The following is a 17,125-nucleotide window of genomic DNA, read 5'->3' as shown; positions in this document are numbered from 1 at the left end:
ATTTTCACCCCAGTTAATCAATATATAGCGACCTACCTAATGAAGATCACTACATGTTGATACCCGCCGAAAACGATCCTTAGTGAAGCCATGAGGCGGCCCCATTAAAGTCAAATTTGAACCGTCTAACCGTTCTCAAGTGTCCTGCGGTTGTATTTGGTTGTGAGTTCGTGGGCTGTCGCCCGGTTATCAATACCGCAAATCGAGTAATATGGGCGGGTAGAAATGAGCCACAACCAGGCTGTCGGTGCATCGCACGACGAACCACAAATCCAAGGGCTGCAACCGGGCGCCAAACTGCTGCGCGGGCAGTACGAGATCATCAGCTTCCTAAGCAATGGCGGATTCGGCATCACCTATCTGGCGCGTGACAGCCTGGAACGCGATGTCGTCATCAAGGAATGCTATCCGGGCGCGCTTTGCCGCCGCAATGGCGATCTGGTCGAACCGAATGATCCCGCGCACCAGGAAGACCTGCGCGCCATCATCGACCTGTTCATCCAGGAGGCCCGCAACCATGCGCGCCTGGTCCACCCCAATATTGTCGACGTTCACCAGGTCTTTGAAGACAACGACACCGCCTATATCGCCATGGACCTTATCCGCGGCTGCGACCTGCTGGATTATGTTGAAGACAAGGCCAACAAGACCGGCCCCGACTTTATCGTTCAGGTCACGGAAAAGATGTTGTCAGCGGTGTCTTTCATCCACCAAAGCGGCATGTTGCACCGGGATATCTCGCCAGACAACATCCTGATCGACGAAAATGGCGAACCGATCCTGATCGACTTTGGTGCGGCCCGTGAACAGGCGGCGCACAAGTCTGCGGCCCTGTTGACCCTGCGCGTCATCAAGGATGGCTATTCGCCGCATGAATTCTATGTCCGCGGTGCCGAACAGGGGCCCAGCAGCGACCTGTATGTTCTGGCCGCTACCCTGTACCACGCCATTTGCGGGGAACGCCCCGTTGACGGCCAGACGCGCCTGAACGCGTTCAACAATGGCCAGACTGACCCATACGCGCCGCTTGCGGGTCGGTTTGCCGGCTATCCGCTTGGCTTTCTGGAAGCGATTGACAAGGCGATGGAAGTCCACGCAACGGACCGTTTGCAAACGGCGTTGGACTGGCTGCGCATGTTCCGGGGCCCCGATGTGGAATTTGACACTTTCGCCTATCGCCCGGTGTCGGTCATCGTCGCGCTGGATCGCAAGGATGACGAAGAGGAAAAGGCCCGCATCAAGGCCGAAAGCGAAAATGCCGAGGCCGTGGTTACCGCGCTATTGGCAGGAAATTCAGACCTGGTTCTGGGCGATGACCAGGCCAAGGACGCCTCGGTCCCCGGTTTGACTCCCAAGGATGAGACCCCCGCCGCAGTTGACACGGTTGTTCAAAGCAGCTCGTCGAGCGGCGGCAAAATGGGCGTGGCCGCCCTGGCCGTAATCGCGGCACTGGCTGCGGGCGGCTATGTCGTGATGACTGGTGATGCGCCCAAGCAAGAAGCAACAACCGATACCATTACTGCCCCCGCCGAACAGGTCGTCGAAACGGCCGGGGCCACACCCGCGACGCCGGAACCAACCAGCGCGCCGACCCAGGATAATCAGGCCGCAGAGCAACCGCCTGTCGAGCAGGCACAACAACAAGAGCCGGACGTGATCCCGGCCGAACCCGCAACAGCCGATACTGCCGCCGCATCCGATGCGGGCAAAGAGCAGGCCCAGATTGCAGCCACCACGGAACCAGAGCCCGCCACAGCGGCTAATATTGCCGAAACCCAAATCGCCTTTGGGCATTGGGATGTCGACATCCCGTTTTCCACCGCCCGGCGCCGGGTTCCCACCGGCACGGTCATCGCGGTCACGGGGGTTGATCCCGCGTTGGATACCAGGATCATCGGCGAATGGGTCGCGCGCGGCGCGGTCATCTATACGCTGAACGGCAGCCCGATCCCGGATGATGCAACTTTGGCCACGCAGGTGCTTGCCAACCTGAAGGTTGACCCAGACGGCTATACCCGTGTGGCCGCGCGGTACCGTCCGCTGGGACAGACCCGGCCCGAAAACGGGCTGCTGGCGCTGCCGGTTGTTCGGATGTTCGGGCTGGCGAACGGCTATTCGCTGACCACGCGCAACGCCGACGGGGCCGGTTGGCAAACCGTGGTTACGGGTCTGCCGGATACCGGCGCCGATGGTCTGCAGATGGGTGATGTCCTGCTGCGTGAGGCGCAGACAGAGATGAATATCGACGGGGTCGAGAGTTTCGATGCCGTGCTGGACACGCTCGTGTCCCAAGACAAACCCCAGGCGCAGCTGACCGTGCTGCGCAACGGGGCCGAAACGGCTGCGGTCATGCAGCTTGCACAGGAGTGATCTGACCGGTTCGTGTGAATTCCGCCTGCGTGTGTTTGCTGAGGCTGGCGCCCAAGACCGCCAGCCTGACGGGGACCGGCCCGTCGCGGAAGATTAAGAGTTCCCTGGTTTCCCTTTTCATCAGTGCCACTGCGCAACTGCGCAGCGGTGTCCAGCAGCCCCACGGGACAATGCATCCCCGTGCATAGAATTCAAAAAGGTGTCGTCACCATGTTTAAATACAAAAGCCCACTGAGCCGGCTTCTCGAAGGTGCCGGCAAAGCCAAAGAAGCCGAAACACAGGACGCTGCGGAACCCGAAGTGGCCAAGGCCGAACCAATTGCCGATTTCAATGCCCTGCGCGAGGCTCTTGCCGGTGGCAACATGGCAACGGAAGCTTACGAGGAAACCGAAGAGCTTATTCCCGAAGAAAAGATGCCGGAATTCCCGCAAGGCGACGCGCCTGACGCGGTCTCTGACGAGGACACCGCGCCAAAAGACGTTCAGGACGACGCGCCCGACAGCGGGGAACCCACGGACGAAGCGCCGCAGGCAGACACCGAAACCACAGATGAAGATCAGGTCGTAACCCTGCGCCTGGCCCCCTCCGATGCGGCCAAACCTGACGCGGATGATGACGACGGCATGTTGGCCGCCGTGGCCCAGGCCTCGGCCCCCGTAGACACACCTGCGCCGGTCGACGACGTGGTCGAAGAAAGCCCCGAACCCGCGCCTCAGGTCGCACAGGCCGAGGCACCGCAGGATCAGCAACCGGCAGCGCAGGTTCCCACCCCTGCACCTGCGACCTCATCCGCGCCCGCCAGCGACCGCAAATCGCGGGTCAAAACAACCTTTCTGGGTTTTGAACGCGCCGATACGCATGTCCAGGACATGATCGAAACCGCGGAACCGATTGCCAAGGGCGAAACTGCGCCGGAAACCTTCCCCGTCGGCTGGCTGGTTGTCACCAGCGGACCCGGACGTGGTGCCAGCATCACCCTGACCGAAGGCCTGATGCAAATCGGCCGCAACGACGATCAGGCCATCCAGCTGGATTTCGGCGACACCGGTATTTCACGCAGCAACCACGCCGTGATCGCCTATGACCCCGAGGACCGCAAATGCTATCTGGGCCATGGCGGCAAGGCGAACCTGGTTCGCCTGAACGGCAAGCCCGTTCTCAGCACCGTTGCCCTGTCCGGCGGAGACCTCATCCGCATCAGCGAAACGACGATCCGGTTCACTGCCTTCTGCGACGATGGCTTTGACTGGCGGGATTCCTGACGGATGCTGGCAACACCGGCATATGACATCGCGCTGGTCCTCGACCCGGGCCAGCGTGACACGCAAGAGGACGCGATAGCGGCCCACGTTTTTGATGCGACAAATGCAGGCTATGTCGTCGTCGCGGACGGAATGGGCGGCCACGATGCTGGCGAGGTCGCCTCGGACCTGGTCATCACGGCCTGGCGGGATGCGCTGGACGCTCAGCTTGAGGCAACCGGGGCCGCCGAGGCCGCACTGGCCGACTGTTTGCCGCTGGCCGCGATGCAGGCCAATGCCGCCGTTGCCAGCCATGGCGCGGCGCAGGGCAACGGGTTCCGGATGGGATCGACCATGCTGGGCGTTCTGATGCTGGGGCGGCGTGTCTACTGGATCTCGATCGGCGACAGCCCGCTTTACCTGTATCGCGACGGTGTGCTGCGCCAGATCAACGAAGACCATTCCCTTGCCCCTGAAATCGACGCAAAGGTTGCCGCAGGCACCCTGACCGAGGCCGAGGCCAGGCAACATCCCGACCGCAACCAGTTGACGTCGGTCATTATGGGTGCGGCCATTCCCAAGGTCGACTGCCCGGAACAGCCTTTGGAACTGCGGGGTGACGACCTTTTGCTGCTGGGCAGCGATGGGTTGCAATATCTCAGCGACGCGGAAATCGGGACAATCCTGGACGACCATCCGCAATCGCTGGCGCGCGACATCGCCGACGCCCTGCTGCGGGCGCTAAAGACCAAGGCGGACCCCGATCAGGACAACGTTTCCATCGCCGTCGTCAAACCGACAAGACAATGAACCAAGTCAAAAAAGCAGAGCCCATGAGAAAACACCTGATCATATCCAGCCTTGCACTTGCCGCGGCGGCCGGGGCGGCCTCGGCGCAAGAGGCGTGTTCGACCTATGAAATCCAGCGCGGCGACAGCCTGCGCGAGCTGGCCATTCACGCCTACGGGACCGAGGATTACCGGTTCATTTACGATGCAAACCGGGACGTCATCGGATCAAACCCCAACATCATTCGTGTGGGCGACCTGCTGACTTTCCCCTGTCTCGAAGATGCAGGCCTGACACAGCCCATCGGTGATTCCGAGGCCGAGCGCATGGCAGCAGAGATGGCCGCTGAACTGGTCAAGGCCGCCGAAGAACGCGCCGCCACCGCCATTGCCGAGGCCGAGGCGCGCGTCGCCGCAGCCGAGGCAGAGGCCAAGAAAGCCAGCGAAACCGCCGTGATCGAGGCCCGCACCGCCGCAAAAGCCGAAATTGAGGCCGCACGCGCCGAAGGTGCCGCGCTGATCCGCGACGCCGGAAAAGATGAGCGCGCAGCGATGCCGGACCGTCAGTTGCTGCTGATCACCGGCGGCAACTATGCCCCCTTCACGGACGAGGCGCTGCCCCATCGCGGGCTGTACACCAACCTTGTGGAAACCGCGCTGCTGCGTGCAGCCCCCGAACAGGCCTACAAGATCCAGTTCGTCAACGACTGGTCGTCGCACCTGGACCTGCTCATGCCGACACTGGCCTTTGACGGAACCTTCCCCTGGTCCCAGCCCAATTGTGAACAGCCCGAGGCGCTGTCTGAAAGCGATCGTTCCCGTTGCGACACCTATGACTTCTCTGATCCGTTCTACGAAGTCGTGGATACGTTCTTTGCCCTTGATGGGTCGGGATACGAAACGACAATGACCTATGCCGATTTCGCCGGAACAACCATCTGCCGCCCCGAAGGCTGGTCGACCTCGCATATGGATTCGGTTGGCCTTTATGAACCGGCAGTTTCGGTCTTGCGTCTGGTTTCGCCGGACGATTGCTTTCACGCGGTCAAGACCGGCGAGGCCGATATCGTAGCCATCGAAGCGCACCTGGCCATCGAGGCCATCCGGCGCCTTGGCTATGAACACCAGATCATCGAGAACCCGAACCTGGCGGCGATCAAGTCACTTAACATCATGACCCACAAGGATAATCCCGACGGGAAAGCGATCCTTGAGACACTCAATCAGGGTCTGGCAATCATGCAGCAATCGGGCGAATGGCGCGACATCGTGTCGACCGCCCTACGTCATCAAATGGAAAATGGCTAAGGCCCCAATCGGCCTGACAAAACAATAGTCTGGAGGAAGTGGACATGTTGGAATTTAACCTTAAGAAAGTCATGACGTCGGCAGTGGCCGTCACCACCCTAAGCGCCGGAGCCGCCGCAGCACAGGAGGCTTGTTCGAACTATACCGTCGCTGATGGCGACACGATGGCGACCATCGCCATTGCGGCCTACGGCACGTCGAACTATCAGCCGATCTTCAACGCAAACAGGAACGTCATTTCCAACCCGAACGCGCTTGAGCCCGGGCTGGTCCTTGCGCTGCCCTGTGAAGACGGAAGCCTGCCAAACGGCCAATCCGCGCAAGACATTATCGCCGCTGAAGAAAAGCGCGCGGCCAGCGTACAACGCTCGAATGTCTACGCGCCGCCGATCAAGATGGTTGCAGGCAACGGATGGGAACCCTTTACCACCGAAACGCTGAGCGGCGGCGGTATCATGACCCGCCTGGCGACGACCAGCCTTCAGCGTGCCGGCAACAACCGCGACTATTCGGTCAGCTTTGTGGACGACTGGAACTCGCACCTCGAAACACTGCTGCCGCTGGGCGCGTTCGACATCTCGATTGCCTGGACCGTCCCGGATTGCGCCAACCGTACCTATGAGTGGTCGCCCGAAACCGAAGCCCGCTGTAGCCAGTTCGTGGCCTCGGTCCCCGTCTACGACGTCGTTGGCGGCTTCTACACCCTGCCCGACAGCAGTTATGCCGGCGCAACCGATTTCAACGACCTGGTTGGCGCGACCATCTGCCGGATGGAAGGGTGGAGCATGGTTGTCCTCGAAGAGGTCGGCATCAACCGCGAAAACTCGACCGTCGTGCAACCGAAATCGGCGCGTGAATGTCTGGATGCCGTTCTGACGGGCACTGCGGATGTCGCCGCATTCGAAGTTGAATTGTTCGCGGCAACCATGAACGAAATGGGCCTGACCTCGACCGACATCGTCGAGAACCCGTTCGTGTCGACCCTGTCATCCATGAGCTTTTTGGCGCACCGGACCAACCCCTATGCGCGTCAGTACATCGCAATGATGAACAAGGGCCTGAACGAAATGCGCGAATCCGGTGAATGGTACGCGATCATCACCGACACCCTACGCGAGCAGAACGAAAAGCTGAACGCAGCGTCGAACTGATCCCTCGGTTCCACGACAGACTAAGGCCGGTCCTGGGGACCGGCCTTTTTTCATGAATGCAGGATCCAGTCGTCAAGACGCCCATCCAGCCCTTCGGGCGGAACAAGGGCGGCAACCTTTTCCAGCAGCCGGTCTCCGCCGAACCGCAGCCACTGATTCTGACGCAGGGCCCAGTACCCGGATTTGACCGGGCCCAGGGCCCCCAGATCAGCCCGCGAAACCTGAAAATCGGCAGTTTCCGAGAATTCGTAAGGGTGCAAATAGACATGCGGGGCAATGCCGACCATGCCTGATTGGCGGATCAAATCACGCGCCACGGACCCCGGTGCGAATTTCAGGTAACTGCCGCCCAGCCGCACCTTTGGCCCCCGCCCCCGGAACCGCGCCGCATAAAGCGGAACAAGTTTCAGATCGGTCAGGGCCATCTTGCGCGCAAACCGCGCACACGCATCCGCCGAGCTGAAAAAGCTGGAGCTGTCATAGCTGAAATGCCGCTCGATCAGTTTGTATTGCTCTGGTTGCTCGCGGTAGAGATGGAACCGCGGTGCCCGAAACCCCCGGACAGGGGCATTCGCGGCCTTTTCCAGCGCATCCTTGGCGCGCGCCAGCATCCTGTCGACCTCATGCGGTGGCTGGGTCGTCATGCTGTCGTGAAAATGGTAATGGCAGGCGATTTCGTGCCCCTGCCCCGCGATATGGGCAATCAAGTCGGGCGCCTGATCCGCAATGACACCGGTGCAGAAAAACGTGGCCTTGCTGCCCTGCGGCCCGCCCCGCGCACGCAGGAACGCGTCGATGGTTTCAAAGCTGCGCCACAACGCATCAACCCGCAGCGGGCCGGTGTCCCAGACACCCAAAACCCGCCTGAGGTCATGCGCGAAATCTTCGAAGTCGATGCTGAGAAACACCGGGGCTATGCCACCGCCTGCGTCTTGCCCTGGCTTTCCTCGCTCAGCGCCTCTCTGAGGACCACATAGTTTCCGATCACCAACGCATCGACGCCGGATGCCGCAAACGTGGCACAGGCATCCTTTGGCGAATAAACGATCGGTTCCTGGATGTTGAAGGACGTGTTCAACAAAACCGGCACGCCGGTTTTTTCTCCGAACCGCGTCAGCAACGCGTGATAAATCGGGTTCGCCATTTGCGACACCGTATGTACCCGCGCCGTCTGGTCGGTATGGGTGATCGCCGGAATATCCGCCGCCCGGTCATCGCGAACCCGCGCGACGATGTTCATATACGGGCTGGTCTGTTCAATCTCAAAGAAATCGGGCGCGGCTTCTTCGGCGACGCTGGGGGCGAAGGGCCGGAAATGTTCGCGTTTCTTGATCTTGGCATTCAGGTCATCGCGAATGCTGTCCTTGCGCGGGTCGGCAAGGAAAGACCGCGTTCCAAGTGCGCGCGGACCGAATTCTGCCCGCCCCTGGAACCAGGCAATGATGCGCCCTTCGGCCAGCAGGTCGGACACACGGTCAATAAAGGCGTCCGGCTCAAGCGCCGTCTGCGGCTTTTCGCAGGTCGCGTTCAGGGCCGATGTGATTTCCTCATCGCTCCACTCTGCGCCCTGATAGGGGCTGCGAACCGATGCCAGATCAATCTGTCCGGTCGGGATACAGGCCAGGGCCGCACCCACCGCGCATCCCGCGTCATGCGGTGCAGGCGGGATGATCACCTCGTCAAATGTCCCGTCCGAGATCAAGGTACCGTTCGCGGTCACGTTCAACGCGCACCCGCCCGAGATCACCAGCTTGCGCAGGTCCGGGTTGGCCTTGCGCACCGGCGCAAGGATGTGATGCAGCGCATCCTCGAACGCGGCCTGAACCGAGGCGGCCAGGTCGATGTGGCGCTCATCCGGCGCGGTGCCGGGCTCACGGGCCGGGCCAAACAATTCTTCCATACGGGGATGGAACTCGCCGCGCAGCGCGGAATGGTAATCACACAGCGCCGTGTTCAGCCGATACCCGCCATTATCCTCAAGGATCAGAACCTCGCGCAAGATCGCGTCGCGGTAGATCGGCTTGCCATAGGGGGCAAGCCCCATCATCTTGTATTCGCCTTCCAGCATCTTGAAGCCAAGAAAACCGGTAAACGCGGAATAGAAATGACCCAGCGAGTTGGGCCAGCGGTGGTCGGCGATGGCGTCGCGCTTGCCGTTGCGGACGGTGGTGATGATGGTCGAGCTTTCCTCGCCCCCGCCATCATAGGACAGCGACACGAAGCTGTCCCAGTCCCGCATCGCCTCGGCGTATAGCTGATGGGTCAGGTGGTGATTGATATAGCGCAGCTTGAATTCGGCAGCGCCGTGTTCCGACGTCAGGATCTTGCGGATGCGGAAAAGGTCCATCCAGCCGCTATCGGTCGACGCCTCGGCCGTGTTGTCCATTGCGAACAACGCCCCCACGCGCGAGGTCACGCTTTTGGCGGCCGACGGACGTTTGAGGATCTTGCGCACCGTTCCGACACCGCGTCCGACCATGCGCCAGGGTTGCCAGTAAACGGCGACTTCGTCGACGTCCGAAAACGTCAGCCCGCCGATCCGCAGCACCTCGTTGATCGCGTTATGCGGGAACGCGCCGTCATTTTTGACACGCGTCAAACGCTCTTCTTCGACTGCGGCAATCAACTTACCGTCACGAAACAGCGCCGCTGCGCTGTTGCTCATCGTTGCCAAACCCAAAACCACTGACATACTTGAAACACCCTTGGCCAAAATAACTGCCTATAACGCGCACAGACTAACGGTCAGAGGCTTGTCGGTGCAAGCCGATTGACCCCTGCGCCTTGCCAAAAATTTGCAACACCGCGATCACAATGCCGGATATTGGCCGAATTCGTGCCCCTTGCCAGTGGTTTGGCCCTATGCGCGGCCTTGCAGCCAGTCCTTTCGCACCACCCCGCGCCGTGAACAATCCCGCCGATTTGGCCCTTCCGTTGACTGGTTAAGGCCTGACCGAACGGACTTGCCGCTGCGGGCAAAGATAATCTACCCGGCCCGATTGCCTTCTGTTAGGCTGCAAGGGATCAACGCGACTTTTGGTTCGGTATTCGTTTTTAGGTTTGCATGATTGTCCAAGACGCCCGTTTTCCGGCGGCCAAATTATACTGGCAATTGAAAGATTACGGTCGATTCGCACCCACCGGGTTCGTACCAGCGGGCAATCTCTGCGAGCCACATCAGATTCGGGTGCCGGGCCCTTCGGCTGCGGGGTTGGTAAGTGGTAAACAGGTCTGTGTATTGAGGTTCAGAACATGAAAATCCTGTCGTTCAAATCAGGGCATGACGGCACGGTCGCCGGTATCGACAGCACGTCGAATTCGCTGTTGTTTTCCTATGAGGCGGAAAAGAACAGCTTTCCGCGATATACCCCGGTCACGCCGGACACGTTCATCGACGCAAGCCTGTGGTTCAAGGATTTGCCCGACATCCTCGCCCTGAGCGGGTGGTCCGCCAGCGGTGTGGACCATGTGACCACGTCGGGCGCGGGATATTTCGGAACCGGCGCCGGGTCGGAAAACATCGGCAAGCGGACCTTTTTCGGCAAGACCGTCGATTACTATTCCTCGACCCATGAACGGGCGCATATCTGGTGCAGCTATGCCCTGTCGCCCTTTCAGCAGGGCGAGCCTTGCTATGTTCTGTTGTGGGAAGGCGCGCTGGGTGATTTCTACGAGATCGACCGCGACCTGAATATCCACCACCGGGGCCAGGTCATGACCGCTCCGGGGGCGCGGTTTGCATTTCTCTATGCGCTGGCCGACCCGGAATTTCCGATCTCGGGCGGCAAGTTGCGCCCCGAAGACCCCGGCCGGCTGATGGCGGCCTGCGCCTTTGGCGAAAACGGCCCCGCAGACGACGACGAACAGGCGCTGATCGACCAGATCCTGTCAACGAACATGTCCACGGACCCCCTGCGCAAAAGCTCTTACGTCAACTCGCCGTTCTTCAATATCGGTACCGACAGCCAAAAGCTGAAAAACCTGGCCACCAAGCTGTCAGACGCGATTTTCCAGAAATTCCGCCAATTCGCCGAGCAAAACCTGCACGAAAACTACCCGCTTCTTATTGCGGGCGGATGCGGTCTGAACGGGCATTGGAACACGGGCTGGAAGGAAAGCGGCCTGTTCCGCGAGGTGTTCATTCCCCCGACAACGGGTGATTCGGGCTGTGCCATCGGCACCGCCGTGGATGCGATGCGCCATTTTACCGGGCGGGCCAAGCTGGACTGGTCGGTCTATTCCGGCCAGGCGTTCATCGACGACAAGGTCGAGACGGACGGGCTGCGCGTGTCTGAATTGAACCTGTCCGAGGTTGCGCAGGCTCTTATGGATGGTCAGATCATCGGATGGACCCGTGGCAATTGCGAAATCGGGCCGCGCGCCCTTGGCAACCGCTCGATTCTGGCCGCGCCTTTCACGGCTGAAACCCGCGCGCAGCTGAACCGGATCAAAGGGCGGGCCAGCAACAGCCCGGTCGCCCCGTCCTGCCTGCAGGAAGACGCCGAAATTCATTTCGACCTGTCCGGCCCTGCGCCCTATATGCTGGATTTCCACGCGGTCAAAGACCCCAGCCTGGCGGCAGTGACCCATGTGGACGGATCGGCCCGTGTGCAGACGGTGACGCGGGATCAGAACCCGTTTTTCTATGACCTGCTGAAAGAGTTCAAGGAAATCTCGGGCGTTGGTGTCCTGTGCAATACGTCGCTGAACTTCAAGAATTCGGGCTTTATCAACAAGACCAGCGATCTGGCCCATTACGCCAAGCTGGTTGGCCTGGATGGTTTTGTCGCGGGCAACACGTTCTACAGGATCGACGCCAAGTGACAATTACGACCGGGGCCTGCCAAACAGGCCCCGGCGGTTGCGTTGCCTGGATCACGACAGCAACTGATCGTAGATCCGGCACACGCTTTCCACATGGATGGACAGGCCGAAATTCGTGCTGGCATATTTATGCGACGCAGCGGATATCCGGTCGCGGGTTTCGGCGTCATCATGCAAGGTTCGAATCGGCGCAACAAAGGCCTCGGGGTCGAACGGGTCCACCAGAAAACCGTTTTCGCCCTCGGTAATGGCCTCGACATTGCCCCCGTGGCGCGTGGCGACCACCGGGGTTCCAAGATACATCGCCTCGATCAACGTCCGCCCGAATGGCTCGTCCAGCGCGGTCACAAGATTGGCATCCATCCCGGCCATATAACCGTCGATTGGCTGACGAAAGCCCATCAGATGTATCCTGTCGCTGATGCCTTCATCCGCCGCGATGTCGATGCACGCCTGCTTTAGCGGCTCGTCCCTTTCGGCCACACTGCCGAACAGCAATCCGTGCACGGGGACATCCGGCATCGCCTTTTGCGCAGCGGCAATGACCCGGACAAAGTGATCAGGGCGCTTTCTGGTGACGAAATTCCCGAAATACCCAAGCAGCATGGCATTCTCCGGCAAACCCAGTTCCTGCAGAACCTGTTGGCGGCTTGCCGCGCGATCCGGCGGGTTCGGGTTAAAGTCAAAGGGGCTGCGGACCACGGTAAACCTGTCATCCACCGATCGCACAGGCTTGTTCGGCTTGGAAAAATGCGAAACGCTGATGATGTGGTTGGACAGCAGCGGCGCCAGCTTGTTGATCCCGAATGCGCTGGGGTCCTGCCGGTGATGCCAGATGTGTTTGCGGCCAGCCAGACGCGTGGGCAGGGCCCAGTTCGCATGCATCCGGCCTTCGTTGGTGTGCACGATATCGGCCCCGATCCGCGACAGGACCGAGGCAAAACCGCGGACACTGGACAAAAGATAGCCGCCCGGCCCGCAATCACGCGGATAGCTGAGCCCCCCCGGAGACATCAGCCGCGGTTGTTCAAGCACTTCGTATTCAAGCCCCAACGAGCGGGCATAATCCGCGGCGGGGCCTGCCTCGTAATGGACCAGGATATATGGCTCATACTTTGAACGATCCAGCGCGGCGGCCAGTTTCATCGCCGATACATGACTGCCGCCAATCACGTTGTCGCCTTCAAAGGGAAATAGAATTCGTTTCGGCATTATCCGTCTCGGTTAAGGTCGGTTGAAATCATGTCTGTCGGGTGTTGCTGTTGTCCGGCTTGTCATGTGTCCCGGTTCTTGGCCAGGTATGACCGGATCGCCAAAATGCAGCCAATGGTCCAGACCAGGTTGAACAGCACATGCGCCAGCGCGATCCCTTCTATTCCCAGCCCGTAAAGCAGCGGCAGGAAAGATGCGGCGAAAATCGCCGTGGACAGGATCGTTGTTCTGACCAGCGCGCTGTCCAACCCCATGCTCAGCAAAGCGGGGTTCAGCACCAGCGCGCCAAGATACAGGATCGCGGCATACATCAGAATGGTCATTACCGGGGCCGCTGCGCGGAAGTCAGGACCGAACAGCATCACCGACAATTCGGGCATCTTCCAGGCCAGCGGAATTGAAATCAGCAATGATACCCCCAGCATCGCAAAAGAGACAATGCGCACAAGACGCCAAAACTTGCCAAACTCCTGCGCGGCCCACAGACGGGTCATCTCGGGGTACAGAACCTGGCGGATCGGGCCACCGATCCGGACAACACTGGTCATGATGCGCTTGCCGACCTGGTAAAACCCGACCGACGTCACATCCAGCAAGGCGCCCGCAACCAGGATGTCCAGCCGCTGCGTCGACTGCCTGAGGACCACGTTAAAGTTCGAATTCCACAGGAACCGCAGAAATCCGGGATTGTCGGACAGGGCGCGCGACAGCTTAAGCCCCAGGAACGACAGCAGGCCACGGCGCCGCAGCTCTTGCAGCGCAAGAAAATAGGCCACCAGCCCGGTCAGGACCTGGTGCATCAGCATCAGGCCAAGAAACGCCCATATGCCAAGGTCCAGTACATAGGCGATGACGATACCGACAAAACGAAGGCCCGCGATAACCATGTCGGAAATCGCCAGCACGTCAAAGCGGTCAAATATCCGCAACACCGCGATCCCGGTGGGGCGCAGCGACAGGAACAGGCCCATCGCAACCAGGGTGATATAGGCCGCGCCCAGGCCATCGGGCAGCCCGATAAAGGGCGCCAGTCGCGGCGCCAGCAGGATGGCCACGGCACCGGCCACTATTCCCCCCAGAATGTCGATAACGACCGACAGCTTGACCAGGTGGCGGAACCGCACAGAATCTTCCTGGGTCAGGGCATCGCTGCCGTATTTGATCACCGCCTGCCAGGGCTCAAGCCTAAACAGCCGGTCCATGATCTGCACATAGGCATCCACCAGCGCCAGCACGCCCACGGCCGCCGGGCCAAGCGCCCGCGCCGTGACAACCAGGCTGGCCAGGCCGAAAAAGGCCACAAGGATCTGTGACAAGAACATCCATGACATGTTCTTGGCCAGTCGCCGCATCAGGGACCTGGAACTTCGTCCCGTCATATTTTCACGCGCTGCCCGGCAGATCGGCCAAATCCGGTCTCCGTGATCCTGGGGCAAACAACCCCCCTAAAACTCGCAATCGCACAAATACCTTTCCTGTTCTGAAATCGCGCCACTCGACGACTCTTGTCGCTTCTATTCCTATCATTTTGTATTCTTGGATTGTATCGTTGCACGAAAGCGTAGATTGAATACGAAATCCAGTATTGAATTCGAAAGGGTTGTCGAAGTTGCGAGTGTTTTCTTCATCATATTGCAGGGGCCGGACCGAAAAGCCGACACCCTTGCGGGCCCTATCCCGGCAACCCGGGCCTGTACAGTCCAAGTTGGTTTCAGTCTGACGGCCCCAAATGGACAAAGCACCCGTACTCATTCACATCGGCTATCACAAGACAGCCACATCGTCGCTGCAACAACAGTTGTTCACGGCGCCCGACTCGCCGTTTTGCAGCCCCGAGAACGAACAGAAATACGTCTTTTCAAACAAGGTCGTGCTTCCAAAGCCGATGCTCTATGACGCGGGTGATGTTCGCGGGCAGTACGAAAATTTCATTAAAAAATCGCAAGATAGCGGCAAGGTGCCGGTTTTCTCGCACGAGCGTTTCTCGGGCTATCCGGCTTCTGGCGGGTTTGACAGCACGCTGATTGCCAACCGCCTGTATGATACGTTCCCCGAGGCCTGCGTTCTGGTCGTATTCCGTGAACAACGGTCCAGCATCCTGTCCATGTACAGCCAATACGTGACCGATGGCGGGCACAAATCGCTGAAAAAATACCTTGCCCAGACCGAGCCGAACCTGCGTCGGATGCCGGGTTTTTCACCGGATTTCTACAAATATCACCACCTGTTCCAATACTACCAGAACCTGTTTGGCAAAGATCGGGTATTGGGGCTGACCTATGAACAGTTCATCCAGGACTCGGATTCCTTCGTTTCGCAGCTCTGCGGCTTTGCCGGGGTCACCGACCATGCGCGCGAATTTGACAAGACAAACCGGAAACGGTCCGAGAGTTTTCAGATTCTTCAGCGGATTGCGAATCGCACCCTTAGCGACAATCAGCTAAGTGCCGGTGCTTTGTTGCCAATTCCGAATGCTGTTCGGCGGTTCGGAAAACTCAGCCGGCCCATCGGTCGCCTGTTCCCGGACAAGCTGGACCGCATGCTTGGCGCGCGGCTGAAACGGACCATCGCCGAACGGTTCGACGGCGAATTCGCGGAATCCAACGCGCAGCTTGAACAGCTCAGCGGGCTTGATTTGGGCAGCTACGGGTACCAGGTGCCGGGCAACTAGACCCGCATCACGGCGACGCGCCTGCATCAATCGCAGACCATCCAAACCCAATCCCTGAAAAACAAAATGACCAGCACCCCATATGCTGGTCATTTGCCGAGTGAGTGGTCAGGCACTGGGCCTCACCGGTCGTTATTCAGTTGAGTTCAAGCTAACCGACCAAATCACGCCTGAGTATTAGGGGATTCCCGTATTCCCGCTGCCCCTAGGGAATTCCCGTAGGGAAATTCTTTAATATCTGCGCATTAGCGCCTGTATTTGGGAAAAGTCCGTTCATATTTTCGATCAATTAGCACAAAATGATCTTTTGGTTCTTGCCCGGTCGCGCCCCCTGCCTGCATCACACGGTTTCGTCGGCCCCCAGCAACCCCATCTTGCGCAGCAGAATCGTATTCACGATTTTCACATCAAACGCGGCCTCGGCCCTTTCTCGGGACGCCTGCCCCATGCGCGCCACAAGATCCGGGTTCTCGACGAAACGCGCCATGGCGGTGCTCAGCTCATCCGGGCTGCGAACCGGGACGACAAACCCGGTCTTTCCCTCGATCACGGGATCAGCGCAGCCCGGCGCATCCGAGGTGACAACCGCCCGCCCCGTCGACATCGCCTCAAGAATGGTGCGCGGAATGCCCTCGCGATAGGCGGATGGCAGAACAAAGACCGAGCAATCCGTCAGATAGGGCCGCACATCCGCGGTCTCACCCAGATATTCGATCACGCCTTCACGCGCCCAGGCGTCAAGCTCGGGCTGGCCGATGGAATCCGGGTTGGCATCAATCGGCCCCAGCAACTGACATCGCACATGCGGGTATTTCGCCTTCAGGCTGCGTGCCGCTTCGACAAAATCGAACACGCCCTTTTCCCGCAACAGACGGGAAATCATCAAAAAGACCGGCGGCGCGCTGCGTGGCACCGAAAACGCATAGGAATCCAGGTTCACGCCCGATCCGGGAACGATGCTCAGCTTGGTGTCAGGGTCCATCAACCGACGGGCGCGAAACTCTTGCTCGTCCGCCTTGTTGTAGACCAGAACCTCATCAACGCCCCGCAGCGCGATACGGTACAGCATGGATGACACATTGCGTACGATCCGGCGTTTGAGGGTCAGGTTGTGCGAACTGTAAACATATCCCAGACCTGTATTCATCGCATAGATGCGCGGCACGCGTTTCATTCGGGCCGCAAGACACCCATAGATGATCGGCTTCATCGTATAGGCGAACATGATATCGGGCTTGAACTCGTCAAAGACCCGCAAAAGCGCCCGCAGGGTTCGCACATCTTCCATCGGGTTCATCCCGGCACGCGACAGCGGGTATTGCACGAACCGCACCCCGATTTCGGCAAGCGCGGCTTCGGTCCGTTCATGCCGTTCCGGCCCGCAGGCGATCACTTCGGCCCGCGCAGACAATTCCCTGAGCAGGTCGAACCGAAAATTCAACAAAGATGCAGTAAGATTTGCGACAACTGCAATCCGGGGGCGTACGCCCGGCCTGGATGGCTTGGGATCATTCATCATTTGCAATCGCACAAACTCCTTTTGGCGCGCCCGTCACGCG

General features: G+C 59.6%; 12 protein-coding genes. 7 read left to right on the top strand and 5 right to left on the bottom strand.

Annotated elements, in window-relative coordinates:
- Positions 1-225: 225 nt before the first annotated feature.
- The 5 genes from ACXAG8_RS08385 (at position 226) to ACXAG8_RS08365 (ending at position 6,859) form a co-directional block, all read left to right on the top strand.
- Positions 226-2,370 (top strand): serine/threonine-protein kinase, encoded by a 2,145-nt coding sequence (locus ACXAG8_RS08385; protein WP_475223393.1) that lies wholly within the window; start codon positions 226-228, stop codon positions 2,368-2,370.
- Between the two features lie 210 nt (positions 2,371-2,580).
- The gene (locus ACXAG8_RS08380; protein WP_475223391.1) at positions 2,581-3,633 is read left to right on the top strand and encodes an FHA domain-containing protein; all 1,053 of its coding nucleotides are present in this window, start codon (positions 2,581-2,583) and stop codon (positions 3,631-3,633) included.
- A gap of 3 nt (positions 3,634-3,636) precedes the next feature.
- Positions 3,637-4,422: a PP2C family protein-serine/threonine phosphatase gene (locus tag ACXAG8_RS08375; RefSeq protein ID WP_475223390.1), complete on the top strand. Its 786-nt coding sequence runs from the start codon at positions 3,637-3,639 to the stop codon at positions 4,420-4,422.
- 23 nt (positions 4,423-4,445) lie between these two features.
- Positions 4,446-5,708 carry a type 2 periplasmic-binding domain-containing protein gene (locus ACXAG8_RS08370; RefSeq protein ID WP_475223389.1) on the top strand — a complete coding sequence of 421 codons (1,263 nt, stop codon included), beginning with the start codon at positions 4,446-4,448 and terminating at the stop codon, positions 5,706-5,708.
- A gap of 44 nt (positions 5,709-5,752) precedes the next feature.
- Entirely contained in the window at positions 5,753-6,859 is a 1,107-nt protein-coding gene (locus ACXAG8_RS08365; RefSeq protein WP_475223388.1) for a peptidoglycan-binding protein LysM, read from the top strand.
- Between the two features lie 50 nt (positions 6,860-6,909).
- On the opposite strand, the gene ACXAG8_RS08360 is transcribed toward ACXAG8_RS08365, so the two are convergent.
- On the bottom strand, positions 6,910-7,767 hold the full coding sequence (locus ACXAG8_RS08360) for a polysaccharide deacetylase family protein (protein WP_475223387.1): 858 nt from the start codon (positions 7,765-7,767) through the stop codon (positions 6,910-6,912).
- Between the two features lie 5 nt (positions 7,768-7,772).
- Positions 7,773-9,551 carry a carbamoyltransferase family protein gene (locus ACXAG8_RS08355; RefSeq protein WP_475223386.1) on the bottom strand — a complete coding sequence of 593 codons (1,779 nt, stop codon included), beginning with the start codon at positions 9,549-9,551 and terminating at the stop codon, positions 7,773-7,775.
- A gap of 560 nt (positions 9,552-10,111) precedes the next feature.
- Here ACXAG8_RS08355 and ACXAG8_RS08350 point away from each other — a divergent pair.
- Positions 10,112-11,683 carry a carbamoyltransferase C-terminal domain-containing protein gene (locus ACXAG8_RS08350; protein ID WP_475223385.1) on the top strand — a complete coding sequence of 524 codons (1,572 nt, stop codon included), beginning with the start codon at positions 10,112-10,114 and terminating at the stop codon, positions 11,681-11,683.
- Between the two features lie 51 nt (positions 11,684-11,734).
- Here ACXAG8_RS08350 and ACXAG8_RS08345 read toward each other — a convergent pair whose 3' ends face one another.
- Both ACXAG8_RS08345 and ACXAG8_RS08340 read right to left on the bottom strand, forming a co-directional pair.
- Positions 11,735-12,895, bottom strand: a complete 1,161-nt coding sequence (locus tag ACXAG8_RS08345) for a glycosyltransferase family 4 protein (protein WP_475223384.1) — start codon at positions 12,893-12,895, stop codon at positions 11,735-11,737.
- Between the two features lie 62 nt (positions 12,896-12,957).
- Positions 12,958-14,274, bottom strand: coding sequence for a lipopolysaccharide biosynthesis protein (locus ACXAG8_RS08340; RefSeq protein ID WP_475223383.1), 1,317 nt, complete (start codon positions 14,272-14,274; stop codon positions 12,958-12,960).
- Positions 14,275-14,624: 350 nt separating this feature from the next.
- On the opposite strand from ACXAG8_RS08340, the gene ACXAG8_RS08335 reads away from it, so the two are divergent.
- Complete coding sequence (locus ACXAG8_RS08335) at positions 14,625-15,566, top strand: sulfotransferase (protein WP_475223382.1); 942 nt, start codon at positions 14,625-14,627, stop codon at positions 15,564-15,566.
- Between the two features lie 340 nt (positions 15,567-15,906).
- Here ACXAG8_RS08335 and ACXAG8_RS08330 read toward each other — a convergent pair whose 3' ends face one another.
- A complete protein-coding gene (locus ACXAG8_RS08330; protein ID WP_475223381.1) occupies positions 15,907-17,007 on the bottom strand; it encodes a glycosyltransferase family 4 protein in 1,101 nt (366 codons plus the stop codon).
- Positions 17,008-17,125: the final 118 nt, after the last annotated feature.

The organism is Ruegeria sp. ABD4_443, from assembly GCF_056160865.1.
Note: the sequence above shows the minus strand (reverse complement) of the source record. Positions and strands in the feature narration are given on the sequence as shown.

Coding starts and splice junctions, on each gene's coding strand:
- ACXAG8_RS08365 (WP_475223388.1), top strand. CDS start 5,753: ATGTTGGAATTTAACCTTAAGAAAGTCATGACGTCGGCAGTGGCCGTC.
- ACXAG8_RS08345 (WP_475223384.1), bottom strand. CDS start 12,895: ATGCCGAAACGAATTCTATTTCCCTTTGAAGGCGACAACGTGATTGGC.
- ACXAG8_RS08370 (WP_475223389.1), top strand. CDS start 4,446: ATGAGAAAACACCTGATCATATCCAGCCTTGCACTTGCCGCGGCGGCC.
- ACXAG8_RS08380 (WP_475223391.1), top strand. CDS start 2,581: ATGTTTAAATACAAAAGCCCACTGAGCCGGCTTCTCGAAGGTGCCGGC.
- ACXAG8_RS08385 (WP_475223393.1), top strand. CDS start 226: ATGAGCCACAACCAGGCTGTCGGTGCATCGCACGACGAACCACAAATC.
- ACXAG8_RS08355 (WP_475223386.1), bottom strand. CDS start 9,551: ATGTCAGTGGTTTTGGGTTTGGCAACGATGAGCAACAGCGCAGCGGCG.
- ACXAG8_RS08375 (WP_475223390.1), top strand. CDS start 3,637: ATGCTGGCAACACCGGCATATGACATCGCGCTGGTCCTCGACCCGGGC.
- ACXAG8_RS08340 (WP_475223383.1), bottom strand. CDS start 14,274: ATGACGGGACGAAGTTCCAGGTCCCTGATGCGGCGACTGGCCAAGAAC.
- ACXAG8_RS08335 (WP_475223382.1), top strand. CDS start 14,625: ATGGACAAAGCACCCGTACTCATTCACATCGGCTATCACAAGACAGCC.
- ACXAG8_RS08350 (WP_475223385.1), top strand. CDS start 10,112: ATGAAAATCCTGTCGTTCAAATCAGGGCATGACGGCACGGTCGCCGGT.